We start from the raw sequence: 23,429 nt of genomic DNA, 5'->3' as shown, positions 1-23,429 counted from the left end.
TCCGCAGACGAGGCTAACGGCCGCTTGCGGCGACGGCCAATAGAAACTGCCCGCAGGCCATAGGATTTCCGCATGGACGGATGGCATTCGGGACGGATAAGGACGAAATTCCCAGGAAACCATAGACCAAACCATCGTTTCCTTGCTTTGAGACATTGCCATGCACAGCACCCGCCAGCTGCCGATCACGCTGCGCATCCTGACCGGGACGCAATTCGGGGTCTTCTGCCTCGGGAACGGGCTGTCGCTGGTCGGAACCTGGATGCAGCGCATCGCCTGCGGCTGGCTGGTCTGGGAATGGACGCAGTCATCCTTCTGGCTGGGTGTGCTGGCGGCGGGGGATCTGCTGCCCGTCATGCTGATCGGCCCCTTCGCCGGGGTCGCGGCAGACCGCTGGGACCGGCTGCGCCAGAATGTCAGGGCGCAGGCGGTCTCGGCGCTGCTGGCGGTGCTGATGGCGGTGCTGCTGGCCATCGGGCATCTGGGACTTGTCGAGGTGATCCTGCTGACGACGCTGCAGGGCACCATCTCGGCGGCGATCCAGCCCGCACGACTGGCGATGATCCGGCAGATGGTCGGCCGCGAAGATCTGGGCGCGGCGGTTGCCCTGAACTCAGTCACCGTGAACCTCGCCCGCCTGATCGGTCCGGCGCTGGCGGGGATGATGATGGTGGGCCTGGATATCATCTGGGTCTTCGTCGCCAACGCATTCCTGACGACAATCTATGTCGTGATCCTTGGCCGCCTGTCGCTGGCCCCGCCGCAGAAATCTGCCGCATCCCAGCCATTCCTGCGCCAGATGACCGATGGCTTCGCCTATGTCATCGCCACCCCGGCGCTCTGGCTGATCCTGACAGTGATGCTTCTGGGTGGGACGATCGTGCGCTCGATGATCGAACTGATGCCGGCGATCGCGGTGCGGACCTATCCCGGCAATGCGATGGGACTGGCGCTGCTGACCGGCTCGGCGGCCTTCGGCGCCATCATCTCGGGCTTGACGATCGGCCGGCGCGCACCGGTGCGGCTGCTCTATGACGTCATGTTGCTCTGGGGGCTGGGCGCCATCGCCGCCGTCCTGCTGACGCGGACGACGACCCCGGTGCTGGCGGCGGCTGCGGCGATGCTGCTGGGTGCGGCCACCACACGGGGGCTGATCTCGACCCAGACCTTCGTGCAGGTCACCACGCCTCCGCATCTGCATGGCCGCGTGCTGAGCCTGCACGGCCTGATCGCGCGGGGCAGCCCCGCCCTCGGTGCGCTGATCATCGGCTTTTTCGCCGACCGGATCGGCATAGGCGCCGCGACGCTCGGCGCGGTGGTGGTGTTGGCCATCTGCTTCATCTTGCTCGCGCCCCTTGTCAGGGGCGCGGCAGGCTCGGTTGCCGAGGCCGATTGAGAGCATGGCACTGAGTGCTCAGGCCCTCGGCGCCAATGCATGCAGGTTCATCGCCAGCGAGACCGAGGTGAAATAGCCGATGGTCACCAGCAACTCGGCAATCCGCTCGCGCCCCAGTTCGGCCTCGTAGCGGTCGAAGGCCTCGTCCCCGACCACCTCCCCCGCCAGAAGCTGCCTGACCGCATCCGCGACGGTGCCCAGCCGGCCGGTCAGCCCGTCGGGCCGGCGCTTCCCGAGGATGGCCAATACGGCATCCTCGGGCAGGCCCGCCTTCAGCGCGTGCTTGCGGTGGTTCGCGACAACATAGGGGGCGTTCCAATGCACGGCGGTAAAGAGGATCGCCACCTCGCTCTCGGCCTCGGTCAGGGCGGGTGCGGCGTCGATATGGGTGCCGATGATCTCCATCCCATCGGCAAGGCGCGGGCTGTGTAGCCAGATGTTGAAGGGCGTCGGAATCCGGCCCCGACCAGCCCCCAGCCGGTCGATGACCCGTTGTTGATCCGCGCTCACCTGATCGGGGTTGATCCGCGCAAGTCGATCTTCGACCATGATCTTCTCCTGATGATATGTGATGTTCGGGGGATTGGAGGTTCCGCCCCGCCGCAAAGGAAGATGGCGGACCGGAGGGACCGCCATCGGATGTTCTCGCAACGCGCGACCCTACATCGAGGGGATCGTCGCCCTCAGGATCGGGAACCAGTCCCCCATCAGGCTGGTCGGCCAGGGCACATGGATGATCCGGTGGAACACCACATAGAGGAGCAGCGTCACCGAAGCCGCAAGGATCGTGCAGAGCCGCCATGGCTCGCGGCCCTCGACCCGCATGAAGGCGATGATGACCAGCGGCACCGTGGGCAAGAGGCCGATCAGCGCCATCGACAACAGGAACAGCAAGAACCAGCCATAGAAGCGGGCGGCCCTTGTCAGGATGACCCGGGTGGGCAGGTCCTCGCTGCCGTCGTCGCCGATATCCATGTGGACACCGCCCGCTTCGGCCGCCATGACCTCCCTGAAGAAGGTCTTGTGGATCAGGCTCAGCCCGCCTGCGATCACCATTGTCGAGGCAACGACGGTCGGCCCGATCCGCGCGTTGAAGATCCATTCGCGCGAGGTGATCAAGACACAGACGCCGCTCGCGATGAACAGGGCATAGGCCAGATCGTCGAGGCCGAGATAGGGCCGGTCCCTGAGCGCGATGGTCGACCGGTTCTTCTTGCGAAGCAGGCGCAGCACCGGGCTGAACATGATCATCGCGGCGCAGGCCAGAAGCACGATGACACCGGGACGCAGCGCCCAATCCATGCCATAACGGATGAACGAGATCGACATGTAGCGTTCGATCAGCGCGCCGAGGACAAGCCCGAGGATCAGCGGCGGACGCGGCCATTTCAGGCGCTTCATGCTCCACCCGATCAGGCCGAAGATCAGCAGCACATACATGTCGCCCCAGCTGCGCGAGCCCTGGAAGGCGCCGACATAGACGATGGACATGATGACCGGCAAAACCAGCGTGAACCGCAGGGTCGAGATCTTGGCGAATTGCCCGCTGAGGAGGAAGCAGGTGCCCGCGCCGAAGATATTGGCCAGCGCGATGGACCAGACCATCGAATAGGTCAGGTCGAGGTTCTTGGTCAGCATGTCGGGGCCGGGGGTGAAGCCATGCACCATCAGCGCCCCAAGCAGGATCGCTTGCGCCGCGCCCCCCGGCACACCAAAGGCCAGCATCGGGACAAGGCTGCCACCATCGCGGGCGTTGTTCGCCGATTCAGGCGCGATGACGCCGCGCACGTCGCCCTTGGTGAAGGTCTCCTTCGCGCCCTTCTCGGTCTGGAGGGCATGGCCATAGGCGATCCAGTCCACGACCGAGCCGGTCATCCCCGGAATCGCGCCAAGGACGGCGCCGAGGCTGCTGCAACGCAGGACCAGAAACCAGTTCCGCCCGACATCCTTGATGCCTTGCAGCATGCCCTGACGCGGGCTGAACTTCATGTCCTGCGCGATCGAGGTCCGCTGGATGGCAAGGTCGCAAAGCTCGGGCAATGCGAACAGGCCCAGCAGGATCGGCAGCATCGGCAACCCGTCCTGAAGGTAAAGCAGCCCGCCCGTCCACCGCATCTGGCCGGTCTGCGTATCGGTGCCGACCATGCCGACCAGAATGCCGAAACAGGCGACGACCAGACCCTTCAGCGGCGATTTCCCCGACAGCGTCGCAACCATCGCGATCCCGAGTATGGTCATCGCCAGCAGCTCCGGCGTCGCGATGGAAAGGACAAAGGGACGGACCACTGGCAGCGAGACCGCGAGGATGATCGCCCCGATCAGACCGCCCATCATGTTGGCAAGATAGCTCGCGCTCAGCGCGCGCCCGGCCTCGCCCCGCTTGGTCATGGGCAAGCCGTCAAGCACGGTTGCCTGCGCGGCAGCACCAAAAAGAACGGCGGGAATGGTGTCCGAGGTCGTGGTGACCGCCGCCATGCCAAGCAGCATGGCGAAGGCCGAATAGGGATCCATCGTATAGGTGAAGGGCACGAGGATCGCGAAGCCCGTAAGCCCCCCCACCCCCGGAAGCAGGCCGATCGCCAGCCCGACGAAGACCCCGAGCCACAGGAACATGATGCGTTCGGGCTGCATGATGAGGCCGAGCGCATCCGCGGCGGCGGTGAAAACGACTGAGTCGCTGAAAAATTCCATGCTACCGTCCTGCCTCCGCGATCAGGTCGCTTCCGATCATTGCCCCACCTCCTCGCTGGCAGCGGACCGGGTCGCCTCGGCGCGCTTGCCTCCCAGCGTCGGATAGAGAACCTTCGCCGTACCGCTCCAGATCCATGCGCGATCCTCCTCGCCCAACGAGGCCAGACAGGCGTTCCCCTGGGCGATCAGATCCTTGAGCGAGCCGGCCGAGGCCGGATAGTTCGAGCCGAAGGCAAGGTGGTCCGCGCCGAAAGTCGCGACCAGATGGGGGAAAAACGCCTCGGCCCCGCCGGGCGCGGCCTCAGCCAGTTCGAAGGTCTTGGGCGTGATCTTCAGATAGACATTGTCGAAGCGGGCAAGCTCGAACAACTCCGAACAGGCGGCATAGGGGGGCCCGTCCCGAAGTACCGGACGCGCGCAGTGATCCAGCGCGATGCGCACGCCGGGGAAGCGCGCGGCAAGCTCTGCCACCATCCCTAGCCCCGCAGGCGTCGTCTGGATCACCATGCTCAGTCCCGCCTCGGCGCAGCGTTCCCAGACCGGGAAGGTCGCCGGATCGACCAGCCAGCTGCCATCGGTCTGGTGCGTGGCGCCCCCGGTGAACAGCCTGATCCCGCCCATTCCACGGCCCATCCAGTAATCGAAGGTCGCAAGCGCGTCCGGGGCCAGCAGGTCAAAGGAAAACACGCCGGTGAAACGATCCGGCTGCGAGGCCACGGAGTCCGCGACATAGGAATTGTCATGCCCGTAGGTGGTCGAGGAATGGACGATCGCGGCCCTGGCGATGCCCGCCTCGTCCATCGCGGCCACCAGTTGCACGAAATCCGCCGGACGCGAGGCCGACCATTTCGAGCGGTGCCCCGCCTGCGGCGCGATGGGGTATTTCGCGGTGTCGGTCGAGATGATGTGGGGATGGATGTCGATGATGTCGTAGGTCATGTCGGTCTTACCCTCTGGAACAGGATGGACGGCGCAGCAAAGCGCCCTCCCCGCCCCGAACCGGGGAGGGGTGCGCATCGAAGGGCGGTTGCGGCTGCTTCGGTTAGAGCTGGCTCAGGGCTTCAGGATCTTGCGCACTGCCGCGAGGTCGGCCTCGGGCGTCGCAAAAAGCGTCGTGACGATCTGCGCGACCTCATCGCCCGATATCGGGTCGACCGCGTAGTTCTGGTCGGTCATCGCCTTGATGAAGGACGGATCCTTGACCGTCTCGTCAAAGGCGGCGCGAAGCGCGTCCAGACGGTCCTGCGGCACATCCTTCGGCGCGGCCAGCGGCCGGCCCGCCTGGAAGGGCAGGATGAAGAAATCGAGGATCGACTTCGCCTCGGGATCCTTGACGTATTGGCTGAGATTGGGGATGTCGCCGAAACCCTCCGGGCTTTCCCAGCCGAGGTTCAGGACCACCTTCATCGAACCATCGGCAAGCATGCGCTCGGGCTCACCATAGGTCAGCCCGTCCAGCGTCGAGGCCCAGCCATCGACCTCGCCCCGCTCCATGGCCAGATAGACCTCGCCCCGGTCGGTATAGCCCGGAACGACAGTCAGCTTGGTGCCGAGATACTGGTTCAGGACCGCGGGCAGCGTCCGGTTCTCGTTCGAGAATCCGGTCGCCCCGATCACCAGTTCCTTCTGGAACAGATCGTCGGCATTGGTGATGCCCGAGCGCGTCATCGCGACCATGCTGTAATAGGTCTTGTCGACACTGCCGATCCAGGCGACCTCGCGAGGATCGAAGGCATTCTGCGCCGGATCGACCAGCGGCACATAAAGGTTGTTGCGTTGCAGAAACCCGATGACCGTGCCGTCCTTGGGCTGCTTGGATTGCAACGAGGCGGCCGCCACCATCCCTCCGGCGCCCACCACGTTCATCACCACGGCCTCCGGCTGGCCGGGGACATGCTTCACATAGATCTGCGCGAACTGACGCGCAACGAAGTCGGTAAGACTGCCCGACTGGGCACTGACGAGTATGGTCAGCGTCCTGCCCTTGTAGAATTCTTCTGCGGATTCTGCACGAGCCGGGGCCACAATGAGAGCGGCCATAACGATGGCCAGTCCAGACAGCGTGGTTCTGCGTGTGATTTCCATTTCTTTTCCTCCCTTCCATTTCGCACGTGCCAGAGCGCACCAGCCCGCCTCTGCCGGTGCGGATTCCTTGCCCTTTCCTCGGGCTGGCGTCCGCGCGTTCAGGCATTCCCGGACCATCCGGGCAAATGTCTGGATATGTCCCAAGCCTAAGCGCTTTCGGATGTTGCGAGAATACATAGACATCGAAATCCAATGGCCCGAGCCGAGATTCGATGCAGGAGAGGATTTGAAGTCAAATTTACACGTAACTGATAAATAATGATTTTTCATAGCAATTCTGTCCGGCACCCTGCGTAACCTCTCCCAAAGCGGCTGGGAATCCAGACCGATTTCCGATGCCCCTGACCCGGTTTTGGATTGGCGCCTGATTGGTGGCGGCGTGCAAAACATGGTTGCCGAAACGCCAAGGAAGGGAAAAATCCGATGACAAAGCCGTTGGACCGTCGCAGCTTCCTCAGGGGCGCTGGCATGTTCGGTCTCGCCCTGGCAACAAGCAGCTTCGGCGCGCCGCATATTGCACGCGCATCCGCGACGCGGATTACTATCCTCAGCAATCCGGGACTGGAGAACGCGACCCTGAACCTGTTGATGGAGGAACAAGGTTTCCTTAGGAAATACGGGGCGGATACCACCATGGTCCTGGCAGAGGGCGCGTCCGGCCCCTTCGACGCGATTGTGGGCGGCGTGGGCGATATCTGCTTGGTTTCGGGCTACAATATGGTGCTGTCACGCATCTCGCAGGGGGCGCCCGTGAGGATTGCCGGAGCGGGCATGCGCAAGACCGCTCTTGCCGTCTTCGCGCGGCCGGATCGGGTCGCTAGTCTGGCAGATCTGGAAGGAAAGACCGTGGCGGTCGGCCCGAAGCGCGGGCTATTGCACGCGCTCATGCTGCAACTTTTCCGCGAGAAAGACATCGATGCATCGCGTGTGATATTCGTTGACGCCGGCAGTAACGACCAGGCCTTTCAGGCGGTGGTCGAAGGCAAGGCAGAGGCCTGCTGTTCCAGCATCTCACATCTGAACGACAGCGAGGGACTCGCCGTCCCACCCGATGGCCAGATGTGGGAAGCCCTGCCCAAATATGTCTTCCAGACCGCCTATGCCTCGAGCGTGGCGCTTGAGGAAAAGCGGGAAGCGCTGGTCCCGGTCATGGCCGCCTATGGCGCGCTTTACGACTATCTGATGCGGCCCGAGGCGCGGGACTCATTCCTTGCCGCGCGCAGGAGCGCGCAGAAACAATTCGACATCGCATCGGCAAAGGCAGTCTGGGATTTCAACCAGAAGCAGCGCCCTTATTCCCGCGACCTCTCTATATCAGAAGAAGATCTGGCATATCAGCAGCGCATGTTCATCGGCCTCGGCGCAATGGAACGGGAGCTTCCCTTTGACGCCCTTGCCGACATGTGGCCGGCAGCAAAAGCCCTGCCTATGCTGTCAGACGGGTGACGCCCGCACGTCGCATCCGCAGGCCCCAACCTCCCATGTTGGCCATCAGCCTGTGACGGCGCACCGCGCCCAAAAGGGCAGCCTCGCTGACCTCCCGCATCACCCTGCGCTTGAACACGGTCCAGGCGAAGCGTCTCACCCACTTTCGCAGACAAGACGCCTAGCGCAGCATTGACGTAAGCAGGGTCGACAGCAGCCCGTGCATGGCCCAGGCCAGTTCGGGGTCCATGTCCTCGCGCCATTCCAGCGCGACATGCCGCAGCAGGGGTGGATCGACCACCTCTCTGTAGCCGATCAGCCCCTTCTCGACCTCTTCGGAAATCGAGATCCAGGGCAGGAATGTCTTGCCCAGACCCGCGATCGTCGCCTGCTTGCGCGGGTTCGGCCCGTCGATCTCATGGATGACGATAGGCATTTGTGCTGGTTTCGTAAAAAGGGGGATATCTGGCCGCAATTTCGGGCGCGATCACGGTCTTGATAATCCGCATGCGACCAGTACTTCCTCTTCATCGACGTACACCGCGGTGGATCGACTACGTAAGCCGCCGCGCGAGATGAGCGTCAGATCATTCCGGGGTCTGCGCGTCATAGGCTGGCCCGGCATCCCCGAACGCTGACCAGCCACCGTCGACCGAAAGTACCGCGCCGGTGACAAAGCTCGCAGCGGGCGAGCAAAGGAAATGGATCACTTCGGCAATCTCGGCCGGTTCGCCTAGCCGCCCCATCGGGGTACGCGAGAAAAGGCGGCTGAAATCGACGAACCCTTCGTCCCTGAGCCTCGTCACCAGAGCGGTCGCTATGAAGCCTGGTGCCACAGCGTTTACCCGGATGCCCCGGGACGCGAACTCACAGGCCATCGATTTCGTCATCTGGGAAATCCCCGCCTTGGCCGCGCCGTAAGCGTTACGTCTGGGCAGGCCAACTACGCCAGCGATGGATGAGATGTTGACGATGGCGCCTCCCCCCGACCTGAGCATCAGAGGAATTGTTTCGCGCGACATCAGGAATGTTCCGCGCAGGTGGACTTCAAGAACCCGCGTGAACTCAGCCGCTTCCTGTTCGAGGGTGGGCTTGTGCGCACTGCCGACGCCCGCATTGTTTACTACGGCATCGAGCCGTCCAAAACGTTCATCGAGAGCGGCAATGGCCGCCTTGACCGAGGCTTCTTCCGATACGTCGCATCTGACGGCGAAGTCGGCAGCTCCCTCATCGACCCGCGCCTGTGCCTTCCCCTGATCGATGTCGGCGATGGCGACTGCAATGCCCGCCTTCCTGAAGCGCAGCGCTGTTGCCAGCCCCACCCCGTCGGCACCGCCGGTAACCAGCGCCACGCGCGTTCCGCCGTTATCCAAAGCTTTCCTCCATCGCTCAGTCATCGCGTTTGATCGCGTGGGTCAGACCGCTTGGTCCGTTTCGATGCTTAGCGTCTCCAAGGCGTCATCCCCCCGCGGCTGATATGAGTTTGAAACAGGCCGTCGTCGCCAGTACAATACTTTGCCCGAAAATCTGCCCCAGTTACCAGCGCACCCGTTATAAGGAACTGGATCAGTTGCTGGCTCGCCTGCACAGGCGAAGGAACGAATTGCTGAAGGTGCTCGAGCGACCGGAGATCCCGCTCCACACCAATGCCTACCAAAACGACCTGCGCGCCTGCGTGACCAAGCGACGGACCTCGCGCGGCACGATGGCACCGATGGCCGCCAGGCACGCGACGTCATGCTTGGCCTGATGAAAACCTGCAGCAAGCTCGGCATCTCCTTCTTCGCCTATTTAGGTGATCAGCTCGGCATCAACGGGACCAATGAACCGATACAGCCACTCCTCAGGCTGATCGATGCCACGCTCGCCTGAACGTCTTGCCTGGAAATCTGCCCAGTTACCTGCTCCACGGGCTTGCTCGTCTCAAAGACATGCGAAGCAGTTCTCTAATAATCCGCAATAAATATGAGTATTGCGGATCACATACGAACTTGGATTCGCTAGTAATAGCGCGCGATAATTTCTGCTTATCGTGACTCTTGCGATCCGGGCCTGAGGCGCGCAGATCGCGGCCATAATATTGCCGATCGCGCCCCCTACCCTCTCCGCCGCCTGGGCCGAGGCTCCCACCGATCTCTCGCGTCGCGGCACCCCGGAGAACAACCGCGCTCCTGGGAGCGCGACCTGGCCTATATCGCGGCCTGGAAGCTGCTGGCCTTCGGCGAAGAGTTGGCCTGGCCGGAATCCGAGGCGGTGGCGCTTCGTGCTCGAACACGCCCGGGACCTGGGCGTGGCCGCCGGCCCGGCCCGCGAGGTCGCCGAGGCGCTGATCGCGGCCGGACTGCGCCGCAGCCTGGCCTGCCCTGCCCCGGCCACCCTCGATCGCCGCATCGCCTCCTGGCGCGCCTTCCACCGCATGAAGAATCTTACTTCGCCCTTCGAGAGCCCGCTGATCGCCCAGGCCCGCACCCGGGCCCGGCGCGCCGCCGCCCGGCCGCGGCAACGCAAGTCGGCCAACCCGGTCACCCGCGAGGTGCTGGAAAAACTGCTCGCCACCTGCGACGCCAGCCATCGCGGCTTGCGCGATTGCGCGCTGCTGATGCTGGGCTGGGCCTCCGGCGGCCGGCGCCGGTCCGAGATCGTCGCGCTGAACCGGGCCGACATCGACAGCGAAGATTTTGCCGAGACCGGCCTGCTGCGCATGCGGCTTCTGCATACCAAGACCAGCGGCCCGGAGCTGGCGCCGCGGCTGCCGCTGAAGGGCCGCGCCGCCCGCGCGGTGATGCGCTGGATTGCGGTGGCGCGGATCGAGGACGGGCCGCTGTTCCGGCCGGTGAGCCAGGCCGACCGGGTGCTCAGGCGCCGGCTCTCGGCCGATGGCCTGCGCCAGGTGCTGCGTCACCGCCTGCAGCTGGCCGGTTATCCGACCGGGTTCGCCAGCCCGCACGGGCTGCGCGCCGGTTTCCTGACCCAGGCCGCGCTCGACCATACCCCCCTGCCCGCCGCCATGCAGCTCAGCCTGCACCGCTCGGTCCAGCAGGCCCAGGGCTACTATGCCGATGTCGACATCGCCGAGAACCCGGCCACGGATTTGCTGGGGTGAGGGGGCGACCGTCGGCTACGCCTACAGGGTAGAAAGGATGCTTTTGAGATAGGCGTCGGGATTGAGAATGGTATCGGCCTTTTGGGCAATCCGGTCCTCAATCCTAAGCAAATCCCACAAGCTAATCTTGACCAAAGCACTGGTAAGAATATCCCGGCTTATTCTAAGCATCCTTCCGAATTCGAACGCGATAACCGTAGCGTCACTCACGCTGGTAGGTGCGGCGTAGAATGCGTTGACCTCGGTCAGTTCGGACCATAGCTGATTAGGTTCATTGCCGTGGTTTCTTTTTTTTGTATCTGACTCTGGCTCTATGTGGCGGACATTCTGTCCGTCAGAGGCGGGCGTTTTGGCGGCATCCATATCTTCGGCGGTGGGTGGGGCTGCCACGGGGATGTTTGTCGTAACGAGGCTGCTAGTGGCTTCCGGCGAGACCGATGGTGTTTCCGTGGGCTTGGCGCAGCTGTGGTTGGCGTCGGTCGCCGATATCACTGGGGTGATGGCTTCGGTAAGCTCCGAACCTTCAACAGCTGAGTTAGAATAATGGTTGGAGATGACCGTGGTCAGGCGGGTGAAGACGGTGTGTGCTTCGACAAGCGTCAGGCTGGCGCGGCGCATAAGGTTCCCAACACCTTCGACGAAGGTAGCGGTTACGTCATCGAGCTTCAAGCCGAGGCATTTGGCCCGGAGTTGCAGGACTCGCGCCCGAACTCCGCGTAGTTCCTCGGCTTGTTCGCGGTGTCGCTGAGCCATTATCATCAGTTCATCGGCGCGCGCAAAGAGGGGTGAAAGGTCTAGTCCGAAGGCACCGATTGCTTTGCCGCGTAACATAATCGGGAAGCGTTTGCCGTTTGCACTGTCGCGCCGCCGTAGCAAATTGGCCTTCTCGAGCGTGTAAAGGTGGCGGCGCAACTGTCGGTCTGTGAGCCCCTTTGCCCGGAAGCAGAGCGTTTCGTTGCTCGCGTAGACAGTAAGAAGGGTCAAGTGAGTGACTGGAGCTTCTTTGCCATTCTGGTCTTGGCAGGCCAGGCAGCTCAGCAGTGCATCTAACACTACGAGAGATCCTTGGCGCAGGCCAAGTTGGCGTCTGCTGGTGTTGACCGCGGACATGATCTCCCGGCGCGAGATAGGCCGGAAAGCCGGCTGATCCGCGATTGAGCCCATGCCTAGGACCGATTGCCCCAAGGTTTGGGCACAAGAATTTTGTACCCCGGCCGCAATTGCCGAGGATGTGATGTGATCCATGCGATTTCAGACGGCAAACGAGGTCCGTGCACCGAAATCGGTGTTGCTCTGATTCGTTTTTCGGGTTACCCAGTAAGTGTCGAAGTTACAGGGACCCTTCGTTAGCTCACCGCTTTCGGAGGGTTTCTTTTTGCCTAGCGTCCGCTCCCCTTCTGTTGAGTTGTGGTGGCATCATTCTCGTTCAGAAAATCTTCGTACGATTGCTTGATCAAGTCAGCGAGATGGTTGTCGAGCCAAGCTGCAAAAGGTGCTGAGGCTCCGTTGCGCTTTACTGTCAGAGATACGCTGCCCCTGCCCGACCGTATCGTTACACCGTCAACGGGAGTCGACTCTTGGATACTCCCATGTCGCGCACCGCGTTTCGCGGCCTCGTGTAGTAAGCGGTCTAATCGGTTGTCCGAGTTCAGGTTGTCCCCCGAAGTCTTAAGGATCTGGATCGCTGAAGCTTCCGTCAACTTGCTCGTGAGGAATAGGTCTGCGAGAGCCGTCCATTTAGGCCTCCCGGATTTCGGGGCTGCGCCAATCATGGCACCAACCTTAGCGGGAACGGCTTGTGTAACCTTTGTCAGGTGGGACAGTCCTGGTGCAGTGAGATTGAGAACTTGGCGGACGGTCGCAGTATCATGACCCGCAGCTAGAATCGCTTCTGCAAATCTTGCACGCTCGTAGAACGACAGGTTGCGACGAGCCGCATTCTCGAGGCCCTTTGCAAGCAGCGCCGTCTGGTCATCCAGATCTTGAACATTGGCACGCACCTTTATGCCCAGCTCTCGGCAGGCCTTCAGACGCCGTCGGCCATAGACGGCTTCGTAGCGGCCTTCAACTTTTGACCGGCGAACGAGGATAGGGACCTGTTGGCCTTGATCCCGGATGCTGGTCATCAGCGTCTCAAAGCCATCTCCGTCATCATCGTCGTTTACAGCTGTAAACTCGTCTAGGCGGTCAACCGGTCCCCAGTCATCGATCAGCGCGGGATCAATTTCTCTGATTGATGCGAGGGATCCCTGGAGGGCGCCGAGTGCGGGAGCGCTTATTCTAGGGTGTCTTTCCACTGAAGTATCCGCGGATCTCGCTATCGTGTTGGCGATCCCAGACATTTCTCGCAAAGATTTTCGAGCCATTACTTACGCCCCCATGTCTGGCGGACCATTGCTTCGACCTCACTGCCGACAGCGTCCATTGAGCCTCTTGCACGGTCGTAAGTGCCGCGAGTCATTTCTGAGCGCACCACTTCATAGATTGATTGTTTAAGCATTGTTGCATCGCTGATCGCGGTGCTCTTCAGTGCCGTTGCCGACATGACTCTGTCCTGAAAGAGCGCACGCATGAACGATGTAAGCTGTTGAGAGGGAACATCGGTTGGCTCATCACGGGTGATGAGGAACTTAAAGTGGTCATATCGCAACTCGGCACCGGCATTTTCGATCACTCCCATGTATGCGCCGGCGAGTTCCAGGAACTGCGCAGTCGAAGACACGTCAAGCATCGAGGGTGTAAGTGGAACGATTATCGAACTCGCAGCTGCCATGCCGGATATGGTTAAGAAGCCGAGTTGTGGCGGGCTATCCATCAAAACGAGGTCGAAATCTCCTTCCACTTGAGCGATCGCGTTTCGGATCCTCGTAAAGAATGGCTGATCGCCATTAGAATGGACTGCGGATTCCGTCTCAAACTCAGAGAGTAAAAGTCGGGCAGGGGCGATCGATAGTCCGGGGAAATACGTAGGAACGACTACCTCGGCCATACTCACGGGATTGTCGTAGCGGATCGCGTCATACACAGTCAGGCCATCGAATTCGATCTCAGGGCTGATCCCGCACATGGAGGTCAGCGAGCCTTGGGGGTCAAGGTCAAGGGCGAGCACCCGGTATCCATGAAGCGCGAAGTAATGGGCTAGATGAACCGTCGTCGTGCTCTTGCTGGATCCCCCCTTAAAGTTCATGAGTTGCCAGATCTGAAGCTTCTCGTCAGACGATCTGCGGGGCAAGTAACGCCCTTTCTTTCGCGACGACTTCTCAAGGACTTCGCGGGCAGCCCAAAGTTCTTGAGCTGAGTAGTATCGCCGTCCTCCACGATTTATCTTCGGCTCGGGAATAACTTCTTCACCGTGAACTTTCCGCATAAACTGTCCGGAAACACCAAGCAGTTCAGCAACCTCGGGGGCAGAGAACTCTCGAAGAGTTTTCGTGCTGTCGGGGGCAAATGCTGCAAGCAAATGTTCTCGGATTGCCGCGTTCAGCCGCTCCGAAATATCGGTCGCGAGCAGCGATGATCTCTCAGCCGAGAGCGGTGTCACGGGAATCATGTGGTTGCCTCAATTCCGTAAACATGGCTTTTTTCGCGCCACTTGGCTTCAAGTGGGGTGATTCCGGTGGCTAAGTCAAGCTACTTCCGTAACATTTAGCGTGGTCCTAGGGGAAGTTATGGACAGGATTTACAGCTGTAAACCTTGTCTATCGCCCAAGCCAGCGACGGAAGTTTGTGGAGCCCGGGGCATTCGTCACAGTTGCTCTAACCTGTCGCCCCTGCAACGACGTCTGCCGATCGCCACAGCGCAGGTACGGCCGAGCTGCATTCTGTACATTATGACTGCAGCGAGCGGCCTTCGAGGAGGGCAGGGCGCTCGCCCTTGGGCCAGTTCGTAACAATGCGGTGGGTGAACAGTTGCGGGTGACGAACTGCGCCACTCTCTCGGCAGATCGGTTTCATCGGTACGAGCTCTTTGCTCTGCTCGATGATGCGCCAAAATGGCGACCATCTGACCGATCGGCGCGAAGTCTAGCCAAGTTTCTCAAGACACGAGGGTGCAAGGTGTGGCGAAAAGCCACGCGCTACCTCGCGTTCGCGCCAGTAAATTTTGGCGCGCCGCAGCAGGCAGTAAGGCTGACTGCGCCGCTGAGCGCTCACTCCCACATCTCGCGCAGCCCCGTAGCGACATCAACGCGCCCCCAGGGCAGGCGCCACCGCTGCCAGTCCCGATACAGGTGTCGACCACTGCGACACATCGAAGAGCCCCAGCATGTCCCGCGTGATGAACCGTGAGGTCCCGGACCTTCTACGATCTCGTCGTGCAGGTGGCGATCGTGCGGCCCGGCCCGATCCAGAGCGACATGGTCCATCCCTATCTGCGCCGGCGGGCGGGTCTGGAGCCGGTGGGGCGGGGGGCCGCGATGCCGAGATCGAGGAGGATGGCCGCTTTGCCGTCCGCCTCGGGTTGCGCATGGTCAAAGGTCTCGCCAATGCCCATGCCGCGGCGATCGTTACCGCGCGGGCGGAGGAGCCCTTTGCCTCGGTCGAGAATCTCTGGCACCGGGTCGAGGTGCCCACGGCGAGCCTCTTCCGCATCGCTGAAGCCGACGGGTTTCGGGCCGCCTTCGGACTGGCCCGGCGCGAGGCGCTCTGGGCGCTGAAGGGCCTGCCCGAGACCGAGTTGCCGCTGTTTGCCGCGGCCGGGCGGAGCGAGGGAGAGAGGGCAGGGGGCTGCTGTCCGGGTCGGTCGAGCCGCCCGTGGCCCTGAAACCGATGGACGCCGGCCGCGAGGTGGTGGCCGATTACAGCCATGTCGGCCTGTCCCTGCGCCAGCACCCGGTGGCCTTCCTGCGCCCCGACCTGACCCGTCGCCGCATCGTCAGCTTCGCCGAGGCGATGAGGGCGCGTGACCGGAGCTGGTGCCAGGCGGCCGGCCTTGTCCTTGTCCGCCAGCGGCCCGGTTCGGCCAAGGGTGATGTTCATCACTCTGGAAGACGAGACCGGGATCGCCAATCTTGTCGTCTGGCCCAAGGTCTTCAAGGTGCATCGCCGCGTTGTCCTCGGCGCCGGCATGATCTCAGTCAAGGGTCGCATCCAGCGCGAGGGCGATGTCGTCCATCTCGTCGCCCATCGCCTGAGCGACCTCTCGGCCGAACTCGCCAGCGTCGGCGAGCGCGGTGCGCCCTTTCCGCTGCCGCACGGCCGCGGCGACGAATTCCACCACGGCACACCCGCGCCCGATCCCCGCGAGGCCGCCTCCAGGGGGCTGCGCAGCCGCGACATGTATGTCCGTGACCTGCATCTGGACGCGATCCGGGTGAAGACGCGGGATTTTCGATGAAGACTGGCAGCGGCGGGATCGGGCTCGTCCCGACCACCAAGATGAGCGAGCCACCGGATGACCCAGCGATGCTGGGATTGGCGTGAGCGCCGGGCTTGGACGACGAGGTTTCCGGTGCTGACAGGACGTTGTCACCGTCTGTCTTACAGCTTAGGAGGTTTCCGTTCGGGGTGGCTGCCGCTCAGCATCGATGCGGGCGACCAGTTCCTCAAAAACCGTTTCCACTTCGTCGTCGCTCAGTTCGGAGACGGCATGAACTTCCCGGATGGCAAGATCGTCTCCTCGGGAGATCTGCTTTTCAGTGTTCCCCATGGCACCCTCTTTGCACTGGTTCACTGAATCGGATGGTACAGGGCATTATAACTCTCCTCGGCAAACAGGGGAAGTAGGCGGAGCCCCTCCGGACAATGACAAGCTCTCGACTCCGTACAGGATCGGCACAATTTTGTTCCTATTATGTTCTGATAGCGGTTCCCATGTCGAGACATGATCCGATAGATACCTCTCCCTCGCTGGAGCTTGTGTATCGCGCTCCCGGTCCCGTCACCGATGACGCCCGCCTGACCTTTGGCCAACAGCGTCAGGTTCCGGAACCGGCGGCCGTTGCTGCTGAAGAGGCGCTGAGAGAAGGTGTTTGGAAGATTGCCGATGAGGTCGCGCGCGCGGATTGGGAGCCAGGGGATTTCGGCATATCCGCTGCGGCACGGGCCGAGGCTGTCGATCGGATCAACCGACTGATGGATGCGGCCGCAACGCTGGCGCGCCTATCCACTCGCGACAATTGGGCACAGAAAATGATCGACGCTCGCGCCCTTGCCCAGGAGAGCTGACCTCCTCGCTCTCTTGGGTCGCTTGCGGGAGGGTGTCGTGGATCCGGAGGAGGCAGCTATGTGTGGACGTTTCGTCGACCCGAACCTGCGCGGGACCGCGGAAGACTTTTCGGAACTTAAGATCAATCCCGTCTCCCGCCGCTATAACATCAAGCCCACTGACGGCGTGCTGATCTTCGCCAAGGACAAACCCGCTCCCCGGTGGCACGCTGGTGGCTGGTGCCGTCCTGGCACAAGGGCGAGTTGAAGGAGTTCAAGCTCGCTACCCTCAATGCCCGGTTGGAGGACGCGAAGGACAAGCCCGCCTTCCGCTCCGTCTGGCGCTATGGCCGCTGCCTGATTCCGGCCGGGGGGTACTATGGATGGACCGGCGCGCGTGGTTCCAAACAGCCGCATTTCATCGGGTTTGCGGGCAACGAGGAAACCTTGTGGTTCGCGGGTCTTGCCTCGCGCTGGCAGGATCTTCTGACCTGCATGATCATGACCCGCGTTGCCAATGTCACAGTCGCAGATGTTCACACGCGCATGCGGGTGATCCTGAATTCCGACGAGCGCGCCGCGTGGCTGGGTGGGACGGATGACCGGGAACTTGGCGCCGGCACCCGGCTCCGACATCACGCGGTCTCGCGGTTTGGTATCGATGATAACGGTCCCGAGCTCATCGAGCCTTTCGAGGACTAGCTGCACGCCGAAAATCCAGCGGCTGTCCGTAGATCCCTAGCGGATCGTTCCCGTGCCGAAGCGCGGTCGGGTGACATACGCGGCGGCGGCGGACGCCCCTCCTCCGGCATCACCCCTGAAGGCCTGATGGGTAACAGCAAGTTGCCGCTGCGGGATAGGTCGAGGTGGCGGCTCACGCTAGCGAAGCTAGGGGTGCGGATGCTGCCAGTTGATGCCGCGAGTTACCCACATTTCCTGTGGATAGACTTGTGGACGCTGATGCATATTTCCCGCGCCTGCTATGGTGTGTCCTGTCCTGCCTGAATTATGGGCAACAAAGTCTGGGCGCCTGCCCGCCTCAGCGGGCACCGCGTCCCAGTCCGGCCTGTTGGCCGGACCCGAGCCCGCCCAGGCGATGCGACCGGCTGCGGCCGGTGACTGTCTGTCTCGATGAGCCAGTCATTCTCCTGCCGGTCCTGGTCGCCCTGCCCAGCCGGTCTCGGCCCTGACGGGTGACGCCCGCATGTCGCGAGCAGGCGGCGAGTGAGATCGCAGGTATCGAGCGACCCGGCTGCGCTGAGCTGGGCGCCTCAGATGATCTGGTGATCCCGGCTGGTGCCGGCATCCGGTTGGTCCAGCGGCCGTCCAGGAAGATCGACGCGGGCGCGGCCCGCGCTCACCTCCAGGCCGACGCCTTTCTCTTTCCTTTAGTCCGCCTCGCATCCGCTGTCCGGCCGGATCAATGGGCAGGCGCCGCGCGGGACGCGCGTCGTCGTTCAGGCCGGGCCGTGTCCTCGGCGCCAGCGCCTGCGGGCCGCACCACCCCGGCCTTCCGACCCATGACCGTCCGGCCAGCGGCCACGGGCAGGGCTCTGCCCTTCCCGTTCTGCCCTCCGGAAAACACGCGGTGTTTTCCAGAGAACAGATCGGAAAGGCACCGCTCAACGCGGACAGCGGCAGCAAGACCCCGACGCATCACCACGAAAGGAAAGCCAATGATTACAAATCAGACTGAGGCGCAACCGGACCTCGACCCGTGCTGCGAAGATGCCGCCATGGGTTGTTCCCGCCATGTCTGTGCCGCCTGCGCACATGGGTTCGGCGCTACTGTGCAGCCTTCCATGTGCCCCCAGTGTCAGGTGACAGGTGATGCGCGCGATTTCCCGACCGCTTCAACCGTCGCCATTGCTCGCCAGAATGACCAGTTCCGCCGGGGCATGATCGCGGGGATGCCCGAGGGCATGAAGGGCAGGATGGTGTTCACCCACGCCATCGCCGCGCAGGGTCGGAGCTTTGAAACCGCCTGCATCCTCGCCGTAGCGCAGGACGGCAATTTCACCGAGTCGAATGACCCCTTTGGCGAGCGCGACTTCGGTACCCTCGATGTGATGGACCGCCGTATCTGGTGGAAGCTCGACCTCTACGACAACGACTATTCTTTCGGATCGCCGGATGGGGCCGACCTCGCCGTCACCGCCCGCGTCCTCACCATCCTGTTCCCCTCGGATTACTGACCCCGAGATCGGCCCGCTTGCTCCGGGCGGGCCGGTGCTTCCCGCAACCACAATCAGAAAGGGGGTGAACACATGACTCAAGCGATCATCGATCAACGCCGCCGGGAAGCCCTGGTGCTTATCAGGAAGGGCGGTCTCTCCGCCAAGATCGGCCGCGCCTTCCTGGACCAGCACGGGGCCTGAGCCCCTCGCCTCGCCCCATAAGGGGCGGGGCCCCCATAACAAAAATTTCACCTCCGAACAAGGATTGACCCCATGAAACACGACACCATCACCAGCCCCCTTGAGCAGGTGCCCTTTGCCGAACTCTATGTTTCCGACCTGAACCCCCGCACCATGTTCGATCCGGCGGGCATCGAGACGCTGGCCGCGAACATCCGCCAACTTGGCCTGATCCAGAACCTTGCGGGCCTGCGCGATCAGGGGGGCAAGATCGGGATCGTGGCCGGTGGCCGCAGGCTTCGCGCCCTCGCCCTGCTGCAGGATGATGCGCGCTTCGCCACCGTGCCGGTCAGGATTGCACCCGATCAGGCAACCGCCCAGACTTGGGCATCGAGCGAAAACCACCAGCGCGAACAGCCCCACCCGGCCGACGAAATCCGCGAATATGCCAGCATGGCCGCGCGGGGCGTTGCCGCGCCCGCCATCGCCCTCGCTTTTGGTGCCACCGAGGCCCATGTCTACCGCCGCCTCAGGCTCGCCGCCCTGCCGGTGCCGGTGCTGGACGCGCTCAAGGCGGGCGAGATCACCCTTGCCAATGCCGCAGCTTTCACCATCAGCGGGGACGAGGCCCAAAGCCTCGCCGTGCTGGATCGGGTGCGCGGTCAAGGGTTCAGCGATCACCAGATCAAGCAGATGCTCAAGTCGGATTCGGTGCGCAATACCGACCGCCGCGCCGTGTTTGTCGGGCAGGAAGCCTATGAGGCTGCAGGCGGGCGCGTCACCGCCGACCTCTTTGCCGACCAAGCCTATTTCGAGGATGTGGCGCTGCTGGACGACCTGTTCACGGCCGAACTGGACGGCAGCGCCGAACGCTTCACCGCCGAAGGCTGGAAATGGGCCGAACCGATCCGCAGCACCTATCTTGGCTACCACGAGATCGAAGAGCGCAAGCTCGATCGCCTCTATGCGCAGGAGGGTGATCTCACCGAAGCTGAAACCGAGCGGTGCAGCGAGCTGGTCGACCTGGCGAACGGCGGCGCGCTGGATGACGAGGGTGAGGCTGAGCTTGCCGCACTGCAAGCCATTCTGGACGGCGCTTTCAGCGACGAGCAAAGAGCCGTGTCGGGCGTCTTGTTCCATGTCGACCAGAGCGGCACCCTGAACACCGTCGAGGGGCTGGTGAAGCGCGAAGACCGGGCCGCCGCCATCAAGGCCGGGTTGCTGCGCCCTTCCGGCCATACCGACAGCACGGCGGCACCGAAATCCCCGATCAGCAACGCGCCGCGCGATGACCTCGGCCGGGTTGCCATGGGTGCGCGGCAACATGCCATCCTGCGCGATCCCGACCTGCTTCTGGACCTGCTGGCCTATCAGTTGAGCCATGGCCTGCACTGGCGCAAACCGTTCGGCCTTGCCACCGAGGACGTGCCGAACTGGCCCAGCACCGAGGCGGAAGGCTATGTCCTTGACGAGCGTCTGGCGGAGAAGTCGCCGCGCGACATGTATGGCAAGGAGCTCGCCAAATCCTTTCGGGCCTTCCGTCAAAAGGCGCAGGATCACAAGCATGGCGAACTGATCCGCTGCCTTGCCGCCCTGTTCCGTGGCGGCGACGAGCAACTGTCCGCCCTGATCGACAAGGAGACGTCACCGCAAATCCGTGATGTCTGGACCCCGACCACCGCCAATTTCTTTTCCCGGGTCGGTGGGCCTTACCTCAATGAACTCTGGCGCGAACTGCTGGACCTGCCCGAAGATCACCCGACCGCAACCAGTTTCGGGAAGCTGAAAAAGGCCGAGAAGTCCGCCAAGCTGGAAGCACTGTTCAGCGACGACGCCACTCGCAGCGCCCATGGCGTGACCGAGGCGCAGGCCGCGCGGATCGACGCATGGCTGCCCGAAGGCATGAAATGATCGAGGTTGGGGCGCGAAAGCGCCCCAACCAACGAGGATACCGGGAGCAGGATCATCAGGAAAGGAGGTGAAACATGGCTGATTTCACCATCCATCGACACCCGGTCCAGGCCGTTCCCTGTCCTGACTGCCGCGCGGCCGCCGGCGTCTGGTGTCGTCGCCCGAGCGGCCACCGCGCCGCCGGCCTGCATCTCGCTCGCGGCATCAAGGCCGACCGGGTTTTCATCGACCAGCATGGGCCAGATGCATCGGGTCATCCGCGTTGCGGACCGCTGGCAGGTCGATCCGCGAGGTCGGGCCAGAGATTGAACATGCCCAGCTCGATCATATCGAGTGACGCAATGCCCCCTGAAATATCCTTGTGGTGAGGATGTTCCTGGCGCGCCCTCGGGGGCGGCTTTTCTGCGATCAGTGCTTCGGAGTTTGCCGGCGCCGCCGCCCTGGCGAGCCAGAGCTGCTGCGACCGCTGCGCGGATGAACCGTTGCGCCATCAGTCGCGTCCGGCTGTTAACCCGGCCAGCGCCGGGCGCTGGCCGGGGCCGGAACTATCCACCACCACCCGTATCTTGGCACTCTACGACGCTCGTCAAGGATGCGCCCGCGCGGGCGCGGGCTTGCAAGCAGCCCCCTGCCGGGCCGTCCCTGACCCAGCCTGTCCGACGCCGGCGACCCTGCCGGGCAGGCCGCCGCCCATCTTTTCAGACCAGGTCGGTTTGGGAAAAATCGTTGCCCTTGTAGAGCAAGGGCACATGACAGGCTTGTGCGCAGGCGTAGGAGAGCGCATCACCCATGTTCAGTTGAGCGGGGTGCCCAACCTGCTTGCCATAGATCGACAATGCCCGGATCGCTTCCACGCCTATGCTTGAGGTGATGTCAACTTCTGTCGCCTCGATGGCCGTCAGCAGCTTTTCGACTAGGGATATGGCAAGTGCATAGTCATCCGCCGTCGCAGGGCCTTTGCCGCGCCGCTCGACCGCCTTGCGCACAAGCGCCAGCACGGCTTCAGTCCGGGTGATGGGGGAATAGCGTAGCTTGCCACGCGCCGACTCCATGGCCTTCAGGTAGGCAGTGGCGTCAGACTCCTGCAACAAAACCGCCGCGATGGCACTCGCGTCGAGAAACATTCAGTTCTCGCCCCACATCTCGTCCATGAACGCCTTGTCGCCTTCAATGTCCGTGCCAGTGGAAACGAACCCCAAAGCCGCAGCTTCCTGCTGGATCTTCACAACCCGGTCTGCCAGACTTTCCTTCCGAGACAGCGTCTCGATCTGAGCCGCGAGCGCCTTGCGCACCGCCTCAGACTTGTTCTTTTCGCCGGTCATGGCGCAGTATCTGGCGACCAGAATGTCGATCTCTTCGCCCTTTATTAGCATTGCCATTGGTCTGTCCTTGATGGTATGCCTCGTATGTATATATTGGTATATACTATTGCAATGGCAAAACCGAGAGTGATTTTCTGCATGGTGGGTGGGGCGCCTATGATGACAAGTTACGCAAGCCTGAGTAGGGGCGAATTCTGGTTTACCATCGGAGTGCTGGCGGTGACGTTCGTGCTCGCTTGGAAATTTATGCCGGGCCAGGCCGCCGTATTGGCGGATTGGATGAGCCGATACACAAGGTTCAATACTGAACTGCTGCCATTGCGTGGCTACCTCGTCATGAGCACCAGCTATCTGCTGGTCGCCTACTTCTACATGTGCGCCGTAGGAATCTTCCGTGATGCGGTGATTTTCCTGCGGAGGGAGCTGCGGTAATCCACCGGGGCGTCTGCCGTCCGCTTTGCGGCCGTCACCGCGTTCAAGCTCCGGCCGCGAGCGGCCTACGCCCGAGCCAGGCCGAGCGATGCGATCGGCTGCGGCGGGCGCCTGGCCGTCTCGTCCCGAGCCAGCCATTTGCCGGCCGGTCCTGACCGCTCTGCCCGGCCCGTCTTGGCCCTGCGGGTGACGCCCGCATGACGCGAGCAGGCCGCGAGCGAGACCCCAGGGATCGAGCGACCCGGTTGCGGTAAGCTGGGCGCCAGATGATCTGGTGATCCCGGCTGGTGCCGGCATCCGGTTGAGCTGGGAGCCGCTCGGAGGGACCGACGCGGGCGCGGCCCGCGCTCACCCCCCGGGCGTGGTCTTTCCCATTTCGTGGGTCCGCCCAGCACCCGCCTGCCGGCCGGTCAATGGGCCAGCGCCGCGCGTGCCGCACGTCGTCGTCCAGCCGGCCGTGTTGTCGGGCTTCGCCCTCCTGCCCGCACCACCCCGGCTTCCCGACCCGTGACAGTCCGGCATTCGGCCGCGGGCAGGGCTGCGCCCTCCCCGCTTCGCTCCGG

At 62.8% G+C, this 23,429-nt stretch carries 25 protein-coding genes and 1 pseudogene; 15 read left to right on the top strand and 11 right to left on the bottom strand.

Annotated features, from left to right (window positions below):
* The first annotated feature begins 160 nt into the window (after positions 1 to 160).
* A complete protein-coding gene (locus RM190_RS20295) occupies positions 161 to 1,396 on the top strand; it encodes an MFS transporter (protein ID WP_311761299.1) in 1,236 nt (411 codons plus the stop codon).
* 18 nt (positions 1,397 to 1,414) lie between these two features.
* Here the strand turns inward: RM190_RS20295 and RM190_RS20290 are convergent, their stop codons facing one another.
* The 4 genes from RM190_RS20290 to RM190_RS20275 all read right to left on the bottom strand — a co-directional run bounded on the left by RM190_RS20290 (position 1,415) and on the right by RM190_RS20275 (position 6,172).
* Positions 1,415 to 1,945, bottom strand: a complete 531-nt coding sequence (locus tag RM190_RS20290) for a carboxymuconolactone decarboxylase (RefSeq protein WP_311761298.1) — start codon at positions 1,943 to 1,945, stop codon at positions 1,415 to 1,417.
* A 111-nt stretch (positions 1,946 to 2,056) separates the two neighbouring features.
* Positions 2,057 to 4,087 carry a tripartite tricarboxylate transporter permease gene (locus RM190_RS20285; RefSeq protein WP_311761297.1) on the bottom strand — a complete coding sequence of 677 codons (2,031 nt, stop codon included), beginning with the start codon at positions 4,085 to 4,087 and terminating at the stop codon, positions 2,057 to 2,059.
* 36 nt (positions 4,088 to 4,123) lie between these two features.
* Positions 4,124 to 5,026 carry an amidohydrolase family protein gene (locus RM190_RS20280; RefSeq protein WP_311761296.1) on the bottom strand — a complete coding sequence of 301 codons (903 nt, stop codon included), beginning with the start codon at positions 5,024 to 5,026 and terminating at the stop codon, positions 4,124 to 4,126.
* Positions 5,027 to 5,140: 114 nt separating this feature from the next.
* Positions 5,141 to 6,172, bottom strand: coding sequence for a Bug family tripartite tricarboxylate transporter substrate binding protein (locus RM190_RS20275; protein ID WP_311761295.1), 1,032 nt, complete (start codon positions 6,170 to 6,172; stop codon positions 5,141 to 5,143).
* Positions 6,173 to 6,529: 357 nt separating this feature from the next.
* On the opposite strand from RM190_RS20275, the gene RM190_RS20270 reads away from it, so the two are divergent.
* Positions 6,530 to 7,618, top strand: coding sequence for an ABC transporter substrate-binding protein (locus RM190_RS20270; protein ID WP_311761294.1), 1,089 nt, complete (start codon positions 6,530 to 6,532; stop codon positions 7,616 to 7,618).
* A 160-nt stretch (positions 7,619 to 7,778) separates the two neighbouring features.
* Here the strand turns inward: RM190_RS20270 and RM190_RS20265 are convergent, their stop codons facing one another.
* On the bottom strand, positions 7,779 to 8,033 hold the full coding sequence (locus RM190_RS20265) for a hypothetical protein (RefSeq protein ID WP_311761293.1): 255 nt from the start codon (positions 8,031 to 8,033) through the stop codon (positions 7,779 to 7,781).
* Positions 8,034 to 8,184: 151 nt separating this feature from the next.
* Positions 8,185 to 8,949 (bottom strand): SDR family NAD(P)-dependent oxidoreductase, encoded by a 765-nt coding sequence (locus RM190_RS20260; RefSeq protein ID WP_311761292.1) that lies wholly within the window; start codon positions 8,947 to 8,949, stop codon positions 8,185 to 8,187.
* 125 nt (positions 8,950 to 9,074) lie between these two features.
* Here RM190_RS20260 and RM190_RS20255 point away from each other — a divergent pair, with 125 nt between their 5' ends.
* The 3 genes from RM190_RS20255 (at position 9,075) to RM190_RS20245 (ending at position 10,700) form a co-directional block, all read left to right on the top strand.
* Positions 9,075 to 9,347 carry an IS66 family transposase gene (locus tag RM190_RS20255; protein ID WP_311761291.1) on the top strand — a complete coding sequence of 91 codons (273 nt, stop codon included), beginning with the start codon at positions 9,075 to 9,077 and terminating at the stop codon, positions 9,345 to 9,347.
* Positions 9,347 to 9,469 (top strand): hypothetical protein, encoded by a 123-nt coding sequence (locus tag RM190_RS20250; RefSeq protein WP_311761290.1) that lies wholly within the window; start codon positions 9,347 to 9,349, stop codon positions 9,467 to 9,469. Before RM190_RS20255 ends, RM190_RS20250 begins: the two co-directional genes overlap by 1 nt.
* Positions 9,470 to 9,860: 391 nt before the next feature.
* Complete coding sequence (locus tag RM190_RS20245) at positions 9,861 to 10,700, top strand: tyrosine-type recombinase/integrase (RefSeq protein ID WP_311761289.1); 840 nt, start codon at positions 9,861 to 9,863, stop codon at positions 10,698 to 10,700.
* A gap of 21 nt (positions 10,701 to 10,721) precedes the next feature.
* Here the strand turns inward: RM190_RS20245 and RM190_RS20240 are convergent, their stop codons facing one another.
* The 3 genes from RM190_RS20240 to repA form a co-directional block, all read right to left on the bottom strand.
* Positions 10,722 to 11,864 carry a helix-turn-helix domain-containing protein gene (locus RM190_RS20240; protein ID WP_311761341.1) on the bottom strand — a complete coding sequence of 381 codons (1,143 nt, stop codon included), beginning with the start codon at positions 11,862 to 11,864 and terminating at the stop codon, positions 10,722 to 10,724.
* 215 nt (positions 11,865 to 12,079) lie between these two features.
* Positions 12,080 to 13,042, bottom strand: a complete 963-nt coding sequence (gene repB / locus RM190_RS20235; RefSeq protein WP_311761288.1) for a plasmid partitioning protein RepB — start codon at positions 13,040 to 13,042, stop codon at positions 12,080 to 12,082.
* A gap of 23 nt (positions 13,043 to 13,065) precedes the next feature.
* Entirely contained in the window at positions 13,066 to 14,250 is a 1,185-nt protein-coding gene (repA, locus tag RM190_RS20230; RefSeq protein WP_311761287.1) for a plasmid partitioning protein RepA, read from the bottom strand.
* Between the two features lie 733 nt (positions 14,251 to 14,983).
* Between repA and RM190_RS23445 the strand changes: the two are divergent.
* From RM190_RS23445 to RM190_RS23480, 9 genes and pseudogenes are all read left to right on the top strand, one after another.
* Positions 14,984 to 15,115: pseudogene (locus tag RM190_RS23445) on the top strand (hypothetical protein); the annotation flags it as partial.
* A gap of 50 nt (positions 15,116 to 15,165) precedes the next feature.
* Entirely contained in the window at positions 15,166 to 15,462 is a 297-nt protein-coding gene (locus RM190_RS20225) for a helix-hairpin-helix domain-containing protein (protein ID WP_311761286.1), read from the top strand.
* A 207-nt stretch (positions 15,463 to 15,669) separates the two neighbouring features.
* On the top strand, positions 15,670 to 16,035 hold the full coding sequence (locus RM190_RS20220; RefSeq protein WP_311761285.1) for a hypothetical protein: 366 nt from the start codon (positions 15,670 to 15,672) through the stop codon (positions 16,033 to 16,035).
* Positions 16,036 to 16,149: 114 nt separating this feature from the next.
* Positions 16,150 to 16,374 (top strand): hypothetical protein, encoded by a 225-nt coding sequence (locus RM190_RS20215; protein WP_311761284.1) that lies wholly within the window; start codon positions 16,150 to 16,152, stop codon positions 16,372 to 16,374.
* 137 nt (positions 16,375 to 16,511) lie between these two features.
* Positions 16,512 to 16,865, top strand: coding sequence for a hypothetical protein (locus tag RM190_RS20210; protein ID WP_311761283.1), 354 nt, complete (start codon positions 16,512 to 16,514; stop codon positions 16,863 to 16,865).
* Between the two features lie 201 nt (positions 16,866 to 17,066).
* Complete coding sequence (locus tag RM190_RS20205) at positions 17,067 to 17,546, top strand: SOS response-associated peptidase (RefSeq protein ID WP_311761282.1); 480 nt, start codon at positions 17,067 to 17,069, stop codon at positions 17,544 to 17,546.
* Between the two features lie 1,118 nt (positions 17,547 to 18,664).
* Positions 18,665 to 19,039: a DUF3768 domain-containing protein gene (locus RM190_RS20200; protein WP_311761281.1), complete on the top strand. Its 375-nt coding sequence runs from the start codon at positions 18,665 to 18,667 to the stop codon at positions 19,037 to 19,039.
* A gap of 255 nt (positions 19,040 to 19,294) precedes the next feature.
* Positions 19,295 to 21,112 (top strand): ParB/RepB/Spo0J family partition protein, encoded by a 1,818-nt coding sequence (locus RM190_RS20195; protein ID WP_311761280.1) that lies wholly within the window; start codon positions 19,295 to 19,297, stop codon positions 21,110 to 21,112.
* A 74-nt stretch (positions 21,113 to 21,186) separates the two neighbouring features.
* Positions 21,187 to 21,480: a zinc finger domain-containing protein gene (locus RM190_RS23480; RefSeq protein ID WP_449301383.1), complete on the top strand. Its 294-nt coding sequence runs from the start codon at positions 21,187 to 21,189 to the stop codon at positions 21,478 to 21,480.
* Between the two features lie 330 nt (positions 21,481 to 21,810).
* Here the strand turns inward: RM190_RS23480 and RM190_RS20190 are convergent, their stop codons facing one another.
* Both RM190_RS20190 and RM190_RS20185 read right to left on the bottom strand, forming a co-directional pair.
* Positions 21,811 to 22,236, bottom strand: coding sequence for a type II toxin-antitoxin system VapC family toxin (locus RM190_RS20190; protein ID WP_311761279.1), 426 nt, complete (start codon positions 22,234 to 22,236; stop codon positions 21,811 to 21,813).
* Entirely contained in the window at positions 22,237 to 22,491 is a 255-nt protein-coding gene (locus RM190_RS20185; RefSeq protein WP_311761278.1) for a type II toxin-antitoxin system VapB family antitoxin, read from the bottom strand.
* A 102-nt stretch (positions 22,492 to 22,593) separates the two neighbouring features.
* Between RM190_RS20185 and RM190_RS20180 the strand changes: the two genes are divergently transcribed.
* Positions 22,594 to 22,866, top strand: a complete 273-nt coding sequence (locus tag RM190_RS20180) for a hypothetical protein (RefSeq protein ID WP_311761277.1) — start codon at positions 22,594 to 22,596, stop codon at positions 22,864 to 22,866.
* The last annotated feature ends 563 nt before the right edge of the window (positions 22,867 to 23,429 follow it).

Source organism: Paracoccus broussonetiae, assembly GCF_031854425.1.
Taxonomy (GTDB): domain Bacteria; phylum Pseudomonadota; class Alphaproteobacteria; order Rhodobacterales; family Rhodobacteraceae; genus Paracoccus; species Paracoccus broussonetiae.
The sequence above is the reverse complement of the archived record's forward strand: the minus strand, read 5'-3'. Positions and strand labels throughout refer to the sequence as shown.

Coding starts and splice junctions, on each gene's coding strand:
- RM190_RS20250 (WP_311761290.1), top strand. CDS start 9,347: ATGAAAACCTGCAGCAAGCTCGGCATCTCCTTCTTCGCCTATTTAGGT.
- RM190_RS20220 (WP_311761285.1), top strand. CDS start 15,670: ATGTTCATCACTCTGGAAGACGAGACCGGGATCGCCAATCTTGTCGTC.
- RM190_RS23480 (WP_449301383.1), top strand. CDS start 21,187: ATGGCTGATTTCACCATCCATCGACACCCGGTCCAGGCCGTTCCCTGT.
- RM190_RS20185 (WP_311761278.1), bottom strand. CDS start 22,491: ATGGCAATGCTAATAAAGGGCGAAGAGATCGACATTCTGGTCGCCAGA.
- RM190_RS20240 (WP_311761341.1), bottom strand. CDS start 11,864: ATGGGCTCAATCGCGGATCAGCCGGCTTTCCGGCCTATCTCGCGCCGG.
- RM190_RS20275 (WP_311761295.1), bottom strand. CDS start 6,172: ATGGAAATCACACGCAGAACCACGCTGTCTGGACTGGCCATCGTTATG.
- RM190_RS20285 (WP_311761297.1), bottom strand. CDS start 4,087: ATGGAATTTTTCAGCGACTCAGTCGTTTTCACCGCCGCCGCGGATGCG.
- repA (WP_311761287.1), bottom strand. CDS start 14,250: ATGATTCCCGTGACACCGCTCTCGGCTGAGAGATCATCGCTGCTCGCG.
- RM190_RS20210 (WP_311761283.1), top strand. CDS start 16,512: ATGTCGAGACATGATCCGATAGATACCTCTCCCTCGCTGGAGCTTGTG.
- RM190_RS20295 (WP_311761299.1), top strand. CDS start 161: ATGCACAGCACCCGCCAGCTGCCGATCACGCTGCGCATCCTGACCGGG.
- RM190_RS20225 (WP_311761286.1), top strand. CDS start 15,166: ATGGTCAAAGGTCTCGCCAATGCCCATGCCGCGGCGATCGTTACCGCG.
- repB (WP_311761288.1), bottom strand. CDS start 13,042: ATGTCTGGGATCGCCAACACGATAGCGAGATCCGCGGATACTTCAGTG.
- RM190_RS20190 (WP_311761279.1), bottom strand. CDS start 22,236: ATGTTTCTCGACGCGAGTGCCATCGCGGCGGTTTTGTTGCAGGAGTCT.
- RM190_RS20195 (WP_311761280.1), top strand. CDS start 19,295: ATGAAACACGACACCATCACCAGCCCCCTTGAGCAGGTGCCCTTTGCC.
- RM190_RS20180 (WP_311761277.1), top strand. CDS start 22,594: ATGACAAGTTACGCAAGCCTGAGTAGGGGCGAATTCTGGTTTACCATC.
- RM190_RS20280 (WP_311761296.1), bottom strand. CDS start 5,026: ATGACCTACGACATCATCGACATCCATCCCCACATCATCTCGACCGAC.
- RM190_RS20290 (WP_311761298.1), bottom strand. CDS start 1,945: ATGGTCGAAGATCGACTTGCGCGGATCAACCCCGATCAGGTGAGCGCG.
- RM190_RS20255 (WP_311761291.1), top strand. CDS start 9,075: ATGAGTTTGAAACAGGCCGTCGTCGCCAGTACAATACTTTGCCCGAAA.
- RM190_RS20265 (WP_311761293.1), bottom strand. CDS start 8,033: ATGCCTATCGTCATCCATGAGATCGACGGGCCGAACCCGCGCAAGCAG.